15 protein-coding genes and 1 pseudogene are annotated in these 16,114 nt (G+C 41.5%); 13 read left to right on the plus strand and 3 right to left on the minus strand.

Going from position 1 to position 16,114, the window contains the following annotated elements; genetic code table 11:
* Window positions 1–101 precede the first annotated feature (101 nt).
* The 4 genes and pseudogenes from NST40_RS06650 to NST40_RS06665 form a co-directional block, all read left to right on the plus strand.
* Window positions 102–617 (plus strand): annotated as a pseudogene (locus NST40_RS06650) (TerD family protein); the annotation flags it as partial.
* A 111-nt stretch (window positions 618–728) separates the two neighbouring features.
* A complete protein-coding gene (locus NST40_RS06655) occupies window positions 729–1,400 on the plus strand; it encodes a VWA domain-containing protein (RefSeq protein WP_248547966.1) in 672 nt (223 codons plus the stop codon).
* A gap of 183 nt (window positions 1,401–1,583) precedes the next feature.
* Window positions 1,584–2,201 carry a DNA-3-methyladenine glycosylase gene (locus NST40_RS06660; protein ID WP_076276655.1) on the plus strand — a complete coding sequence of 206 codons (618 nt, stop codon included), beginning with the start codon at window positions 1,584–1,586 and terminating at the stop codon, window positions 2,199–2,201.
* A 22-nt stretch (window positions 2,202–2,223) separates the two neighbouring features.
* The gene (locus tag NST40_RS06665; protein WP_076276654.1) at window positions 2,224–2,934 is read left to right on the plus strand and encodes a DNA alkylation repair protein; all 711 of its coding nucleotides are present in this window, start codon (window positions 2,224–2,226) and stop codon (window positions 2,932–2,934) included.
* A gap of 27 nt (window positions 2,935–2,961) precedes the next feature.
* Here the strand turns inward: NST40_RS06665 and NST40_RS06670 are convergent, their stop codons facing one another.
* Window positions 2,962–3,654, minus strand: a complete 693-nt coding sequence (locus NST40_RS06670) for a PspA/IM30 family protein (RefSeq protein WP_076136267.1) — start codon at window positions 3,652–3,654, stop codon at window positions 2,962–2,964.
* Window positions 3,655–3,713: 59 nt separating this feature from the next.
* Entirely contained in the window at window positions 3,714–3,932 is a 219-nt protein-coding gene (locus NST40_RS06675; RefSeq protein ID WP_038569266.1) for a PspC domain-containing protein, read from the minus strand.
* Window positions 3,933–4,218: 286 nt separating this feature from the next.
* Between NST40_RS06675 and NST40_RS06680 the strand changes: the two genes are divergently transcribed.
* On the plus strand, window positions 4,219–4,632 hold the full coding sequence (locus NST40_RS06680) for a zinc ribbon domain-containing protein (protein ID WP_076125416.1): 414 nt from the start codon (window positions 4,219–4,221) through the stop codon (window positions 4,630–4,632).
* Window positions 4,633–4,924: 292 nt separating this feature from the next.
* On the opposite strand, the gene NST40_RS06685 is transcribed toward NST40_RS06680, so the two are convergent.
* The gene (locus NST40_RS06685; protein WP_076125414.1) at window positions 4,925–6,028 is read right to left on the minus strand and encodes an endospore germination permease; all 1,104 of its coding nucleotides are present in this window, start codon (window positions 6,026–6,028) and stop codon (window positions 4,925–4,927) included.
* A 145-nt stretch (window positions 6,029–6,173) separates the two neighbouring features.
* Here NST40_RS06685 and NST40_RS06690 point away from each other — a divergent pair, with 145 nt between their 5' ends.
* The 8 genes from NST40_RS06690 (at window position 6,174) to NST40_RS06725 (ending at window position 16,079) form a co-directional block, all read left to right on the plus strand.
* Complete coding sequence (locus NST40_RS06690) at window positions 6,174–7,688, plus strand: spore germination protein (RefSeq protein WP_076125412.1); 1,515 nt, start codon at window positions 6,174–6,176, stop codon at window positions 7,686–7,688.
* Window positions 7,685–8,908: a Ger(x)C family spore germination protein gene (locus tag NST40_RS06695; protein WP_076125410.1), complete on the plus strand. Its 1,224-nt coding sequence runs from the start codon at window positions 7,685–7,687 to the stop codon at window positions 8,906–8,908. Before NST40_RS06690 ends, NST40_RS06695 begins: the two co-directional genes overlap by 4 nt.
* Window positions 8,909–8,914: 6 nt before the next feature.
* On the plus strand, window positions 8,915–9,145 hold the full coding sequence (locus NST40_RS06700; RefSeq protein WP_076185386.1) for a hypothetical protein: 231 nt from the start codon (window positions 8,915–8,917) through the stop codon (window positions 9,143–9,145).
* 239 nt (window positions 9,146–9,384) lie between these two features.
* Entirely contained in the window at window positions 9,385–10,944 is a 1,560-nt protein-coding gene (locus NST40_RS06705; protein WP_076276678.1) for a helix-turn-helix domain-containing protein, read from the plus strand.
* Window positions 10,941–12,731, plus strand: coding sequence for a sensor histidine kinase (locus NST40_RS06710; RefSeq protein WP_076276653.1), 1,791 nt, complete (start codon window positions 10,941–10,943; stop codon window positions 12,729–12,731). The genes NST40_RS06705 and NST40_RS06710 overlap by 4 nt, the downstream gene beginning before the upstream one ends.
* A 184-nt stretch (window positions 12,732–12,915) precedes the next feature.
* On the plus strand, window positions 12,916–14,217 hold the full coding sequence (locus tag NST40_RS06715) for an extracellular solute-binding protein (protein WP_076125404.1): 1,302 nt from the start codon (window positions 12,916–12,918) through the stop codon (window positions 14,215–14,217).
* Window positions 14,218–14,445: 228 nt separating this feature from the next.
* On the plus strand, window positions 14,446–15,258 hold the full coding sequence (locus tag NST40_RS06720; protein ID WP_232061505.1) for a sugar ABC transporter permease: 813 nt from the start codon (window positions 14,446–14,448) through the stop codon (window positions 15,256–15,258).
* On the plus strand, window positions 15,258–16,079 hold the full coding sequence (locus NST40_RS06725; protein WP_076185385.1) for a carbohydrate ABC transporter permease: 822 nt from the start codon (window positions 15,258–15,260) through the stop codon (window positions 16,077–16,079). The genes NST40_RS06720 and NST40_RS06725 overlap by 1 nt, the downstream gene beginning before the upstream one ends.
* Window positions 16,080–16,114: the final 35 nt, after the last annotated feature.

Below are 16,114 nucleotides of genomic sequence, written 5' to 3' on the forward strand. Positions count from 1 at the left end.
CCTTATCTATCATATATACGTTTCATATTAAAGTAGTAAAATGATAAATACAATCTAGTGAATCACAATGAGCTGTTCAGTAAAAATAAGGAGATGATAGAGTGCGGCTTATAAAGGGGCAAAAGGTGGATATTACGAAAGGGAGAAATGTGAACAAGCTTTTGCTGAAATTTGGGTGGATGACTGCTGATACTAGAATTGGCATAGACTCTGCTGCTTTTTTACTGTCAGAGCAGAACCGTTGCGAACGCGATGAGAACTTTATCTTTTATGGTAATCCGTTGTCTATAGACGAAGCTGTAACTCATTCTGTCTTACAACTAGGGGATAAAGAAGCTATCGCCATTACACTTTCTCGACTTCCTAAGGATATTACTAGAATAGCTTTAACTTTAACGATCTATGAAGGAGAAAAATTAGGACACTCTATGAAGCAAGTAACCTCTCCTTATCTACGCTTAGTGGATGCTGCTAGCGGTGAGGAATTATTCGTTTTCGAGTATGGCTCTGACCTGTCGACGGAGACAGCTATTGTGGTTGGAGAGCTATATCGCTATGGCCCAGAGTGGAAATTCAGTGCGATTGGTAGTGGCTTTGAGGGAGGATTGGCTGCGTTATGTACAAACTATGGGCTCGTTATTGAAGAAGACGAAGGGAACCCTGAGGTAGCGGCCACAGCTGAGTTATCCCTGCCTTTAGAGACGATCCGTTATGAAGAGAAGAATGTACTGTCCTCTATTGATTTACGTAAAAAAATTGTTCAGATTACCTTAGAAAAAAAGAATCTGACAGGAGTCATCGCAAGGGTAGGCGTTGTTCTGGATATTACAGGATCTATGAGAAATCTCTATAATAATGGAACCGTTCAAGAAGTAGTTGAGCGTATATTAGCCGTTGCCTGCAAATTTGATGATAACCAATCGTTAGATGTTTGGGTGTACGATACGGAGTTTAGCCGGCTGCCACCAGTGACAGAGCAGGAATTAGGAAGATATGTGTTTACACATATTTTAAATAATCGTACCATTCATAAGTTTGGCCGCAATAATGAACCGCCAGTAATGGAGGATATCATTAAAAAATATACGGAGGAAGAACCCGATTCTACACCAGTATTTATCATATTTATTAACGATGGTGGTGTAGTGAAATCCACTAAAAATGTGATTATGGCTGCTTCGGTCCAACCGATTTTCTGGCAGTTTGTCGGAATCGGTAACTCGGATTTTGAAGTATTGAAGCAACTTGATACGATGAAGGGCCGTTTGGTGGATAACGCCAATTTTATTCATCTGGACAACATTGAAAAGGTGACTGATGAAGATCTATATGATCAGCTGCTGAATGAATTCCCCTTGTGGCTAAGCGCAGCGAAAGAAAAAAGAATCCTGCGAACATAAAAATACATTACTGAAAATGAATAAGCCTGTGCGTTACTATAGGCCATAACCACCTATCTTAGGAGGTATTATGGCTTTTTTAGTTTCGCTATCTTGCTATTCTATTCAACAATCCGTACACTGCCAAATAGGTATTGTATATTAGGATTAGGGTCATCACTATCAGATACGGGAGGAAACACTTTGAGCAGCGTAGTTACTAAGTTTTTTGATTATGGGCAAGAAGAAATAGATTATCTCCGAAGTGTGGATCCAGTACTTGGCGCAGCTATGGCACGGATGGGTAGAGTGGAACGTGTAATTATACCGGATCTTTTTGCTGCGCTTATCTATGCTATAGTAGGACAGCTTATTTCAGTAAAAGCGGTTCGGACCATTTGGAACAGAATGTTGGCTCAGTTCGGAGACATCACTCCGCAGCAGTTAGCCTTACATACGGCGGATGAGATTCAAAGCTGTGGGATGACGATGAAAAAGGCACTATGTATCCATGAGATTTCCAATTTGGTCGCTCAGGGTGATTTTAAGCTGGAGGAATTGCCTGGGTTATCAGATCAAGAGGTTATACAAAAACTTATGACGTTAAAGGGCATTGGCAAGTGGACGGCAGAAATGATGTTAATCCATTCTATGGAACGACGGGATGTGGTCAGCTGGGGAGATATTGCGATTCGTCGGGGGATGATGAAGCTGTATGGACTTGATAAGCTTACCAAAGATCAATTTGAACAATACCGGCTAAACTATTCTCCTTTGGGTTCTGTGGCTTCTATATATTTATGGGAAATTTCATTTGAATAATGGACGGGTAAGGAGTACTACTATGGAAAAAACAATAAGAGAACAGCTATTGAATTTGGCAGATGTGGACTACCAAAAGTTTTCTGCGGCCTTAATTCCGACGATAGATAATGTTATAGGCGTCAGGCTACCGGAACTGCGCAAGCTTGCCAAAATCATTGCAAAGGGTGATTGGAGAGCCTATTTGGAGCATGCCGAGACAGATTATTTTGAAGAAGTGATGCTGCAAGGTATGGTGCTTGGCTACGTGAAGACAGATCTTGAAGAAATCCTACGTTATATCGCTGACTTTATTCCCAGAATCGATAACTGGTCGGTATGCGATAGCTTTTGCACAGGCCTGAAGTTTACCGTAAAGAATAAAGAACGGGTATGGGAGTTTATAATGCCGTACTTATCATCAGATAAAGAATATGAGATCCGATTTGCTGTGGTAATGCTGCTTAATTTCTTTATTGAAGAAACGTATATCAGCCGGATTTTATCATTGCTCGATAAGGTCAGTCATGAAGGCTATTATGTAAAAATGGCGGTTTCTTGGGCGCTTTCGATTTGTTATGTGAAATTGCCAGAGCCTACGATGAGTTATTTGAGAAACAACAGCTTAGATGATTTCACTTACAACAAGGCTTTGCAGAAAATCACGGAGTCTTATCGCGTGGATCCGGAAACGAAAAAATGGATTCGTGGGATGAAAAGAAGTAAAAAACAAACCCCTTATTCAGCACAATAGCTGAGTAATAAGGGGTTTGTTGTCTATTTATTTTTTCTCAGTGTTTACTTCAGTGTTAGTTTTACGGTTGCGGATTCGCTCAATTTCGATGTCAACAGCGCTACGCAGGTTAGGATCGATGGAAGGACTTATTCCTGTGCCTGTATTGAATTTATTTTTGGAGTTTTCCGCCAATGCTTCCCACTCGAAAATCTTCTCTTCCATACGTTCGAAGCCTTGTGAAGCTGATCCTACATTTAGACCTTTCGTAGAACTACGTGGAGCTGAGTGGAGTGTTTCTGTGGCTTGTTGAGCGCGAGCGATAAGCTCAGTTCTTTTCGCTTTGAGATGTTCACGCTCTTCTTTAGCTCTAGCGATATTGATCTCAAGCTCTGCCAGGGATTGCTTAGTTTGTACTTGGCTATTTATGGACTCTTCCAGCTGTTCCACGTACCGTAACTTGGCTATGAGTGCCAGGCGAGCTCTTTCTTCATTTCCTTGCTCAACTGCTTGAACGGCTTCGGCTTCACTTTGCTCTACTAACTGAGTATATTCTTGTTTGCGGCGTTCCAACACACTGGCTGTTACTTGTAAATCACGCTCATTGCGTTCCGCCTTAGCAATATCATTTTCAAGATCACGTAAATACTGACCTGTCAGCAATACCGGGTTTTCTAATTTATTTAGACCTTCGTGTAGGGCTGCTTTAGTAATTGTGGAAATTCTTTTTAATAGACTCATGTTCTATCTCTCCTTTTTTATGGCTATATTAGGGCTGGCTTGTATTAAACGACGATTAATTAATAGAAATCATGTCCATCTGAAAAGCTGTTAAAAGGTTCTTTAGGAACGATGATACTAGCGATGACGTAGAAGATAAGTACTGTTCCGAAGCTGAACAATGCTGCGGCAACAGCAACAAGACGGATTACTGTAGCATCAATACCAGACCAACGAGCAAGACCTCCGCACAAACCACTTATCTTCTGATCACTTTGGGAACGATATAATTTTTTCATTTATTGTTTTCTTCCTCTCGTATGGGTGTGATTGTTATTGAATCCTGCAACCCGTTTGCTTATGTACTCATTCTAATGTCTTTTTGCATGCGAAAAAACGGCCTGAAGGCGGTTTTGTATACCAGACCTGAGTCGAGGTTCGTTCCCGCAGGAAGGCGGGGAAAGGGTTAGTAAATCGGTTATAGGCTACAAACCATGGACGAAGTTAGGTACAATAAAGAAAGGAATACTTCTGGCGGTGTCGAAATATGCTTATATATGACTACTACGGAATTGGGGGCTGAATATGAGTTTTTTTAACAAAGTAAAAGCAGGGGTAAGCGAGGCTGGGAATAAAGCAAAAACAGTGGTGGAGATTAACCGGTTGAAGCTGCAAAATAACGGTAAGCAAAATGATATTGACCAGCAGTATCAGGTCATGGGCAAACTGTTATTTGAAGCCGTAACTCAAGGTGCAGGACCACTGCCAAGTGAGCAAATCGAGACTAATATCAATCGTATTCTCGAATTGAAGGCGGAGATTGAGACGAACCTTCAGCAAATAGCTGAGTTGTCCGATGTAAAGCATTGCAAAGCATGCGGTGGGAATGTGGCGATCGAGGCACGCTTTTGTCCGGCCTGCGGATCCACTTTTGAAGTGGCAAAAGAACCTGTCAGTGATGTAACTCCATCGTCGTTTTCTTTGGATAAGAAGGAATAGAGTTACTTCATACAAGAAACTTATGAACAAAGAGGCTGTCTCAAAAGTAGTGAATACTACTTATGAGGCAGCTTCTTTTTTAGTAAATAGTCTATAAGCGGATTCTTGCTTTAGCCAATAGACTATGGGCTACGCACACAAAGTATTCTATGCCATTAGGTTGGGCGGCGGAATATTCACTTTGTGAATTTCAGGGAGAAATTCCCCAATTATTTTAGTGGAGCGTAATTAGATCATTAAGCGGGATTCGTATCTACAATCTTAATTTCACTTATTCACAATCTAGTGTCGTTTAAACCTTAGAAGCGTGGCGTTTCTTAAATTTATACACAACTAGCAATATAAGCGGCAGAACAAATGCACAGGTGAAATCCCAATCTACCCAGTAGGCGGGGATCTCCTTCACATAGAAAATGATGTCTTTGGCAATCAGCTGTGACATGCCGAATAACAAAAATCCAGTGGGGATGATCAGAGGACGGTGGCTTTTGAGTTTAAATAATTGGGCTGTACCTAAGGTTAAAGCATAGTAATAAACTGCAGTTTTGAAGTATGTGCTGATAATCCATGCTGTAGCCATAAGCGCTTCAATACGTTGCAGAGAATTAGCAATATTAATTTTTTGAGCAAGAATATAAGCGGCATAAAATTGATGTTCAGAAGCGTAAACACCTAGAACGGTAAGGGAAAACAATAAGATGAGGTTAAGGCCCAGAGCTCCGATGATCAAGGCTATGAAAATATCCCGGCTTGTTTTGCCATTTTTCTGAGCATAAGGATATATCATTAGAAACACGCACAATTCGCCAAAAGGATAAAAAACACCATACATCAAAGTATGAAGCATGTCCGGTACTGGTGTGTTCAAGATGGGGTATAAACGTTCCATTTTGACATCGGGGGTCAGCAGGAGCAGCAGACCGATTAAAAAAACTGCAAATAAAGGGAAAAAAAGCTGAGCTGCCCGGCCCAAGGTTTCTAGGCCAAGTCGTACCCCATATACCAGCAGGAAAATGGCCATGAAACGAATAACCCCACCGGGTGTTTTCTCGTAAATCTGTGTACACATGAAATCTTCAATTTCTCTTATGTAAGTGGCGGCGGCAATCAGGAAGAACACTAAATAGAACAAGGCTACAGCAGATCCGATCCATTTCCCTAAAATTTGTAGGCTAAGCTCGATAATATTCTTGTTCGGCTCAAGGTCTGCTAAGCAGAGTAGCAGTTTTATGGTCACTAGACCCAAGGGAATACTAATCAAAGCAGCAATCCATGCATCTTGTTTCGCTCCTGATATCATTAACGCCGGATACACAAGCGCCATATCCCCAATAAATGTGAATAGCCCGAGTATAATCATTTGATTGGTACTAATTCGATCTTTCTCCAAACTCATATACCCCCTCAAATTTATTGGACTAGTTTTAGTATGGTTGTAGTTACCAGAATTATGCCATCCCGATTTTTTAATCCGAAGGAATAATTATCATAATTAACATCAAACTATACTCATCTATCTATGGAGAAGTGGAGGTTGCATCATGAAAGATACGGAGATTGGTACATTATCAAGCCGGTTGGAAGTTAATATTGCTAATTTGTACCAATTGATGGGTGAAAGCTCTGATGTAGTGATAAAAGAGTTGCAGATAGAAGAGAACACTCATATTTCTTTGATTTATATAGATGGTCTTGTGGATACTCAGGTGCTGCATAATTCAATTTTGTATTCCTTGCAGGAACACATTCCTTACGAACAGCTGAGGGGGCTTTCTCCCGAGCAGAAGTTTGAGATGATTAAGAAACAGATATTAATAGCCGGCGATATAGCCGTTATTGACGATTACAGCCAATTTATTCATCATTTATTGTCCGGTAATATAATGCTGCTGCTTGACGGGTTATCCAGCGCTCTGCGGATCGGCTTACCAGGCTGGGAAGATCGTAATGTAGGGGAGCCTAGCTCACAGTCGGTTGTTCGGGGTCCAATGGAAGGATTCACTGAGAATTTACGGACGAATACGGCACTGGTTCGGCGAAAAATCAAAGATAGCCATTTATGGCTGGAAACCGTTCAGATCGGAAGGGTGACTCAAACCAGCGTATCCATTATGTATCTAAGTAACATCGCGAATAAGGAACTGGTGCAAGAGGTAAAGCGCCGTCTGAATAAAATAGATACGGACAGTATTCTCGAGAGTGGATATATTGAAGAGTTTATTCAAGAGACGGCAGTTACACCTTTTCCTACCGTATACAACAGTGATCGTCCGGATACGATTGCAGCGGGTATTTTGGAAGGAAAAGTGGCCATTCTTGTTGATGGAACTCCTTTTGTACTGCTTGTGCCCACATTTTTTGTGGCATTTTTCCAGTCAGCTGAGGATTATTACCAAAGGGCCGATATTGGAACATTGCTGAGATTAGTTCGTTTTATTTCATTTTTTATTACTTTGCTTGCCCCTTCATTGTATGTTGCGATTACTACCTATCACCAGGAGATGATACCGACCAATCTTGTAATCAGTTTAGCTGCCCAGCGGGAGAGTGTTCCTTTTCCTGCTTTTGTTGAGGCGCTGATCATGGAAATGACTTATGAGATTTTGCGGGAAGCCGGGGTGCGGATACCCAAAAATATTGGTCAGGCGATTTCCATTGTCGGAACGTTGGTGATTGGACAAGCCGCGGTAGCAGCGGGTTTTATTTCATCCGCAATGGTCATTATTGTATCGCTAACAGCCATTTCTAGTTTTGTTATTCCGGAGACAGGAATGTCTATTGCTGCGCGGATGATCCGTTTTGTGCTTATAGCTTTGGCTGGATTCATCGGATTATATGGAATTCTCTTCGGTATTTTCATCATCGTATTGCATTTGTCGAGTCTGCGTTCTTTCGGAATGCCTTATATGAGTCCGCTCGGACCGTATAATTCCAAAGATTTAAAAGACTCTATTTTTCGCTTTCCGTGGCCGTTTTTAAAGACAAGGCCTGCTGAGAATAAGACGCAGAACCTGTTTCGTCAAAGCACATCCAGTGATAAGGAACCAACCAAATGAATAAAAAATTAGTTAGAGGCGTTCTTCGATTAATGATAGCTCTCCAATTTACGTTAGTGCTAAGCGGCTGTTGGGAAAGAAATGAGCTGAATGAGATAGCTTTTGTCTTGGGGATAGGGATTGACAAGGCAGAAAAAGGTTATACCGTTTCGATGCAGGTCGTTATTCCATCTGCGATTTCCTCCCAAACGAATGGAGGAGGGGGAGGCAGTGGAGTCCCAGTGGTTGTATATAAATTTACTGTACCTACGTTTTATGATGCGCTGCGTAAGCTGAATCTGGATAGCTCTAGGTCAAGTTATCTCGGTCATATCCGGGTGTTGGTGATTGGGGAGGAGCTTGCCCGCACCGGAGTGGGTGAGATACTCGATGTATTTAAAAGAAGTCGGGAACCCCGGATGGATTTCTACGTTATGGTTGCCAGAGATACAACCGCCAGCAATGTCTTGAATGTCCTTACACCTATGGATAAATTACCAGCGAACAAATTATTTAGTTCCTTGGATAATTCTTATAAAGATTCAGCAAAAACAGTCGCTGTTACACTGGATGATTTTATTGAGAATTTATTGTCTGAAGGCGAGAATCCTGTGCTAACCGGAGTGAAAATTATAGGCGATCCCAAAGATGGAGAGGACAAAAGCAATGTAGAGCGAACAATGCCTAAGGCAAGATTGGAATACCATACTGTAGCTGTATTCAAAAAAGACAAGTTGATCGGTTGGCTAACCGAGGGAGAAACGATTGGTTACAATTATATCAACGATAAGGTAACCGCACATTCTGGCCCGATCGCAGGGGAAGACGGAAAGCCCATTGTAATCGAAGCGATCCAGGCTACAACTAAACGCAAAGTGAAAATCATTAATGGGGAGCCGCATATTTACCTTAGTGTTAAGACGCTTTGCAATATTGAAGAAGTGCAAAGTGTAGAAAATTTGGAATCGGAAAGTACTATAAAACGTTTGGAAAAGGAAACAGAGGAGCGGATTATAGAGCGGATGCAAAAAACTGTGGAGCATGTAAATGATCGTTTCAATGTTGATATTATGGGATTCGGACAATCGATCTACCATGCCAGCCCTAAAGCTTGGGCAAAGCTACAGCAACAAAAGGGTGACGATTACCTTAAATCATTGCCCATCCATTACAAAGCCTCAGCAGTTATTAACCGCGTGGGTCTCACAGATAATTCTTTTCTTGAAAAAATCAAGGAGTGAAGTCAGATGCTAGTACTGTTATTCTCGGTGATTGCTGTAGGTTGTATGGCACTTGATTTGCCTAAATTAATGCGAAAGCGCCGAGTGCCTGATCTTAGCGTATATTTTATTTTTTGGATTTTGGGTCTTGGTGCGACCTTCTGCTCGTTGTTAAAATTGAACATCCCCAGTCCGCTGTTTCTTATTATTTTTATCTATAAGCCAATAAATAATTTATTTGGATTATTGTTTCATTAACAAAGAAGCTGCAAATATCGCAGCTTTTTTTGTTGCATCATCTAGAAGTTTTTTCCTTAAATTTAAGAATATTTCATGGGATGAAAAATGAGAGGTTGACCATATTTGTCGGTGGGGCATATGATTTGGAATGAACAATTTTTAAGTAAGCTTACGGCTTTACTTGTCTAGAAGCTTGCTCCTTGTTGGATGTATTGTATACTAACAAATGGAAAGAAAACGGTTACAAGGGGGAAGAAATGAAACCAATATTCAAAATTATGATTGTTGATGACGAGATGCTTGTAAGACAAGGAATCAAACATCTTTTGGATTGGGAAAATGAAGGGTATCGAATTGTTGGTGAGGCTGCTAACGGTCTTGAAGCACTAAATATGATGGATGAGGTCAGCCCACATATCATCATTACAGATATTGTTATGCCAATAATGGGCGGAGAGAAACTGGTTAAGATTGTTAAGGAGAAATACCCTCATATTGAAGTAATCGTCTTAAGTAGTTTCAGTGAATACGATTATGTCCGATCCACATTTCAAAGTGGGGTAGCGGACTACATTCTGAAGCCAAAGCTGGAAGCTGATTATTTGTTATCCATCCTAAATAAAACCACTGCTAAATTGGTAGGGATGGAGATGTCCGATCAAGGAACGGATTCTGGCGAAAAGCAAATTTTGCTAGTTATCGAGAAGCTTATGACCGGATATGAGTCTGGGATTGAACCTGCTTTGCTTCATGCGAAGTTTCCACACCCACTATTCGCTTTCTTCGGAGCGGATATGAGACATATTAAAGATTCTGGGGATAGGTTAACTTTCACACAGAAAATAGAAAAAGGGCTTAGTACGCTCCCTTTGGGTGATACAGTGTTTATTCGGTTGAAGTTTGTCAATGATTCAGTTATTTATTTGCTTAATGCAAACCCGGAACAGTGGGACGAGCTTGTTATAGAGCTCCGATATCTGGTCTCGGAAATGGATCATTGGGCGAGAGAAACACATTTCGTTATCAGCCAAAGCTTTACGGATTTTAATAAGCTGGGAGAGATTTATCGAGACAATTATTTAAAGCTTACACGATACAGTTTCTACTTGCCGGATCGAAGCTTAATTGAAAACGATCATTTGCCCAGCCTTCCGAGAGCCTATCAGGAATATGATATGGGCGAATTAATGGAACAACTGAAACGTAAGCAATACCAGAAGGCATTTACTGGATTTCTGGAATATGTTCATCTCCGTTCGATGGATTATAGGACCGATATTTTCGAATTCAAATCGTTATTGGGGAATTTCATATTTAACGTAGCGACCACACTTGGAAAAATGAAGTACGAGACTGGAGGCTTGGAGGCATCCAAATACGATTTCTTTCGAAAAATAGATGAAGCGATGTATGCCGGAGACGCAATTGCTGTTGCTGAAGCCTTTATTCGCGAAGCTGAACGTGCGATTGGTGAGACGAACCTAACGATCAATCCCAATATGACCCGATTGCTTGAATACATTCAGACTCATTACGCTGATCCCATCACGTTGACTGGGGTTGCACGGCAGTTTCATTTCAACGCTTCTTATTTATCGAGCCATTTCACTGCTCAGAATGGTGAAGGATTTAATGAATATTTGAACAAGGTCCGGTTGGAGAAAGCCATGGAGTTACTCGTGACGACGGAAAAAACAATTTCTGATATCAGCGCTAGTGTGGGGTATTCGGATCAGAGTTATTTTACTAAAGTGTTTAAGAAACAGGCTGGTATTTCTCCGAGCCAGTACCGAAGACGGGACGTAGAGCGACCATGATTGGAACTATCATTAACAAGATTAGAAAGCAGGGCCTATTTCTTAAGCTTTTTCTTGTGACCCTCATAAGCATTGTTGCTGTATCCCTGCTGACTTTGTCTATTACCATCCGTATGTCAGAAAATTTATTCTTAAAGACCTTCAGCATAACGAATGGCAAACTACTAAATCAGATGAAGACAAACTTGGAGTCCTACAACAACGTTGTAGCTACGGGTGCTACAATGACAGCTCAGAAAGGTGCCATCCGCAGCTATTTGTCTGGGGGAGAGACGGATTCATTGACACTCGCTATCAAAACCTACCAGATGACAGAAAGCATGCGGGCAGTCCGCTCCAACCTAAGTGCTTTTGATGTGGGGATTATGATTGTAGGTGCGAATGGCAGAAGTTACTCAACTGACCCTTGGTATTGGTCTGCTACTGCTGAAGAATTGAAGAACCACCCGATTACGAAAGCGACAGTGGCTCATCCGCAGCAAATTCTGTACCAGCTTTATCAAAAAGAGGATGGTCAAACCCATAAGAAAGAGATCATGTTAGTGGCTTCTAAAGCTCTATTTGATCATTCGACCGGCAGTATCTATGGCACTATGTACATTGCAATTCGTGATAGCGATTTCAAGGCCTTCTATGCCAATTTTACGAGTGAAGGTAATGATGTTGTGTTGCTGAATGCAAAAGGGCAAATTGTATCCAGCAACAGGACAGAGCTGATTGGACTGAACGATCAACAGCTGCTTCAAGAAGTAGTTGATGAACAGAGCACAGGAGACAATGGAGAATCTGTCTATGTGATGGGGAATGAACGGGTAGTATTCTCGGAATACTTGCCTGAATTTGATGTTTATTTGGTGAATCTGATCGATAAAAAAGCTGTGACCGGGCAGATGGTTAATGCCAAAGCAGTGTCGTTGACGATCATGGCTATCGTAGCCATTTCGCTTATTATTGTATTTTTAATTACAAGGAAAATGACGAAGTCCCTGCGTGTACTCGTTGAACAGATGTCGAGTATTCCTAAGGGGGGATTCGATAACCACGTGGATGTGGCTACTAGTAGTTATGAAGTTAAGGAGCTAGGCAATGCCTTTAATTTTATGCTTGATTCCCTACATGATTATGTTGATCGGTTGATGGAGACCCAGAAGCAGCAGCGTAATGCGGAGCTGGCCGCCCTTCAAATGCAGATCAATCCCCATTTTTTATACAATACACTGGCTTCTATCAAATTTCTGGTGCAACAGGGTAACAAGGAAAAAGCAGCTGGCACGATAAATTCGCTAATCTCACTCCTGCAAAATACTGTCAGTGATGTTCAATCCACTATACCTGTTAGTCAGGAATTAGAATCGCTGAAGCATTATGTATATATCAATCATGTAAGGTATGGCGAGAAGATCCGCGTGAATTATTTTGTGGAGCCTGAAAGCTTGGATTATCATATGCCAAAGCTAATTCTGCAGCCTTTTATCGAAAATGCGTTCTTTCATGCATTCAATCTTAAAGATGAGGGAAGAATTCTAATCATGATCGCCGTTCAGGAAGATCAGCTTCTATGCGAAGTTGTAGATAATGGTGACGGGATGGACCTTGATCCTAATTTTCTGAAAGAAGAACAGTTGCCAGCCTCGAAGCACAAACGCCAATTGTTCTCTGGGATCGGTATACGGAATGTTGATGACAGAATCAAATTGTTGTATGGAGAGAGTTACGGTATTAACATCACAAGCAAACGAAATGAAGGTACGAAGATTATAATTACGCTTCCATTGTTAAAAAGCTAAAAAATTTACAAAAATCTAAAATTAGTACCAGAGTCGATCTCAGAGTGAAAATAGAATCCAATAATAACACCAAAGCTAACAAAGATACTGCCAAAGAAAGCGAATACAAAATGATAATATGGAATTGTAGCAGAGAAAACGCTTCCATCTTTATTATTTTACAGATTAACAAGGGGGTTACGAAGTGAAAAAATTATTATCCGTGATGCTGGCTAGTGTGGTTCTACTTTCGGCATGTTCCTCAGGTGGAACGAAAAACGAAACGGGCAACTCCGGAAGCGAAGGTAGCAGTAAGCCACAAGAAATCACAGTTTGGGCTTGGGACCCAGCGTTTAACATTGCAGCCATGAATGTTGCCAAAGAAGCTTATGCGAAAGTCAATCCAGACATAACGGTAAACGTCGTAGAGAACGCGCAGGCTGATATCGTGCAAAAGCTGAACACAGGGCTGAACTCTGGATCTACGAAGGGTCTTCCTAACATTGTATTGATCGAGGATTACCGTGCGCAAAGCTTTTTACAAGCGTATCCGGATTCCTTTTATGAATTGACTGATGTTGTAAAAGCCGCTGATTTTGCGGATTATAAGATTGGCCCGACCAGTGTTGACGGCAAGCAATACGGTGTTCCGTTTGATTCTGGTGTGACTGGAATGTATGTACGGACAGACTATCTTGAGCAAGCAGGCTACAGCCTGGATGCACTACAGGATATCGACTGGAAGCAATATATCGAGATCGGTAAAGCTGTAAAAGAAAAAACCGGCAAAAGCATGATCACACTGGATCCCAATGATCTTGGACTTATCCGGGTCATGATTCAATCGGCGGGTGCATGGTATACAGGTGAAGACGGTCAGACTCCGACCATTGCAGACAACGCTGCTTTGAAAGAGGCACTTGTATTGTACAAAGAAATGATGGATTCCGGCATCGTGAAAGTTAACTCAGACTGGAGCCAATTTGTAGGCGCATTTAATAGTGGTGAAGTGGCAACCGTGCCGACGGGTAACTGGATTACCCCTTCAATTAAAGCCGAAGCTTCCCAATCCGGTAAGTGGGCAGTAGCTCCACTTCCTAAGCTGGCAGCAACAGCAGGCTCCGTCCATGCATCTAACCTTGGGGGCAGCTCCTGGTATGTAATGAATGTAGATGGTAAAGAAGCCGCTGCGGAGTTCCTTGCAAAAACATTTGCTTCTGATGCTGATTTGTATCAGACGTTGAATACAAAAGTTGGTGTTATCGGCACTTTAAAAGCTGCGGCAAGCGGAGAAGCTTATTCAGCAGCGGATGAATTTTTCAAAGGTCAAAAGGTTGTATCAGATTTTGCGGCATGGACCGAGCAAATTCCTAACGTCAACTACGGCATGAACACTTACGCAATAGAGGACATTATGGTTGTAGCAGTGCAATCTTATCTTGGTGGAAAAGATGTAGATACTGTTCTGAAAGATGCCCAGAAGCAAGCAGATACCCAAGTTCGCTAATCACACTTAGGCTGTACAATCTAAGCCCTTGCTTCTACTTCTCCTGTAAATTGGATTTCTACAGAAGGATGGGTAGCAGGGGCTTTCATCTCTAATAAATCAGACAGAAGGGTGTGAAGTGGAGTGGAAAATGTAAAGCCAGGGCTAAGCTCTCAAAGACATAAAAGCTCTAAGGGTCAACGGCAGATCCATCTGACAGGTTGGTTATTCGTTATTGTGCCGGTAATTATGATCAGTATTTTCTATTTCTATCCAATGATTCAAGCCTTAATTCTATCCTTCAAGACAGGTAGGGGCAATAATCTTCATTTTACCGGCCTTGATAATTATATTCGGCTGTTTAGCGACACCACTTTCCTTACAGCCGTCAAAAACACTTTTATTTATTTGATTATTCAGGTCCCAGTTATGCTGGTGCTGGCGCTCTTTATCGCTGTGCTGCTAAATGACGAAAGACTGAAATTTAAAGGGTTTTTCAGAACGGCCATATTTCTGCCAACGGTAACTTCACTTGTAGCCTACTCCGTTGTTTTCAAGTACATGTTTGGAGCCGAAGGTATCGTCAATAAATTTCTGGTGAATCTGCATCTAATCAGCGAACCGATTCAATGGATTACTGACCCCTTCTGGGCCAAAGTCACTATCATTATCGCTATCACTTGGCGCTTTACTGGCTATAATATGATTTTCTATTTGTCCTCACTGCAAAATGTCGACAAATCAATATATGAGGCTGCTCATATAGATGGTGCGAGTGCATTTACACAATTTTTCAAAATTACAATTCCCCTATTGAAGCCGATTATCTTGTTCACGACGATCACATCGACCATTGGTACCCTTCAGTTGTTTGACGAGGTGGTTAACATCACGAAAGGTGGACCCGGCAATGCAACCATGTCGATTTCCCAATATATTTATAACCTTTCCTTTGAATACACACCTAACTTTGGATACGCTGCAACCGTCTCCTATTCGATTGTTGTAATGGTGCTCATTCTGACGCTTATTCAGAACAAAGTAGGAGGGGATAAGAGATAATGAAAACCAAACGCATGTTTACTTACGTTTTTCTAATCATCGCTGCGCTGATCTCTATCTTTCCATTTATCTGGATGGTTATAAGCGCCACGAACCAGTCGGTTGATGTAACCAAAGGAACATTGCTGCCGGGTGCACATTTAGTGAAAAATATAAACAATCTATTTAGTTCAGTGGATATGTGGCAGGCTCTCTGGAACTCTGCAAAAATCTCTGTGGTGACTACTGTGCTTTCACTGCTAGTCGCATCGGCGGCTGGATATGGTTTTGAAATGTACCGCAGCCGGAGTAAAGATATCGTATTCAATATTTTACTTGCTTCAATGATGATTCCATTTGCGGCGATCATGGTACCTCTATTTCAAATGTTCGCAAAAGTATCTAGTGTAGTGCCTTTTCTGGGCATCGATACAGCATCGGCGGTCATTCTTCCGACATTTACAACAGCATTTCTAATTTTCTTCTTTCGTCAAAGTACAAAAATGTTTCCTAAGGATATGATGGAGGCTGGGCGCATCGATGGTCTTTCGGAATTTGGTTTGTTCTTCCGCATTTATATGCCAACGATGAAATCAACTTACGCTGCCGCAGCGATTATCACATTTTTAAACAGCTGGAACAATTATCTGTGGCCTTTGATCGTATTGCAATCACCAGAAAATATGACTGTGCCTCTTCTTATCTCGAATCTAGGCTCAGGTTATGCCCCTGACTATGGTCTGATCATGTCTGCGATTGTCATTACAACCTTGCCGACAGCACTAGTGTTCTTCATGATGCAAAAGCAATTTGTAGCTGGGATGACGGGTTCGGTTAAATAAGTTAGCGATCATGTTATGAATAGAGGAGGAAATAT

The sequence above is a fragment of the Paenibacillus sp. FSL R10-2778 genome (assembly GCF_038593035.1).
Taxonomy (GTDB): Bacteria; Bacillota; Bacilli; order Paenibacillales; family Paenibacillaceae; genus Paenibacillus_AQ; species Paenibacillus_AQ odorifer.

Coding starts and splice junctions, on each gene's coding strand:
- NST40_RS06665 (WP_076276654.1), top strand. CDS start 2,224: ATGGAAAAAACAATAAGAGAACAGCTATTGAATTTGGCAGATGTGGAC.
- NST40_RS06670 (WP_076136267.1), bottom strand. CDS start 3,654: ATGAGTCTATTAAAAAGAATTTCCACAATTACTAAAGCAGCCCTACAC.
- NST40_RS06675 (WP_038569266.1), bottom strand. CDS start 3,932: ATGAAAAAATTATATCGTTCCCAAAGTGATCAGAAGATAAGTGGTTTG.
- NST40_RS06680 (WP_076125416.1), top strand. CDS start 4,219: ATGAGTTTTTTTAACAAAGTAAAAGCAGGGGTAAGCGAGGCTGGGAAT.
- NST40_RS06685 (WP_076125414.1), bottom strand. CDS start 6,028: ATGAGTTTGGAGAAAGATCGAATTAGTACCAATCAAATGATTATACTC.
- NST40_RS06690 (WP_076125412.1), top strand. CDS start 6,174: ATGAAAGATACGGAGATTGGTACATTATCAAGCCGGTTGGAAGTTAAT.
- NST40_RS06695 (WP_076125410.1), top strand. CDS start 7,685: ATGAATAAAAAATTAGTTAGAGGCGTTCTTCGATTAATGATAGCTCTC.
- NST40_RS06700 (WP_076185386.1), top strand. CDS start 8,915: ATGCTAGTACTGTTATTCTCGGTGATTGCTGTAGGTTGTATGGCACTT.
- NST40_RS06705 (WP_076276678.1), top strand. CDS start 9,385: ATGAAACCAATATTCAAAATTATGATTGTTGATGACGAGATGCTTGTA.
- NST40_RS06710 (WP_076276653.1), top strand. CDS start 10,941: ATGATTGGAACTATCATTAACAAGATTAGAAAGCAGGGCCTATTTCTT.
- NST40_RS06720 (WP_232061505.1), top strand. CDS start 14,446: ATGATCAGTATTTTCTATTTCTATCCAATGATTCAAGCCTTAATTCTA.
- NST40_RS06725 (WP_076185385.1), top strand. CDS start 15,258: ATGAAAACCAAACGCATGTTTACTTACGTTTTTCTAATCATCGCTGCG.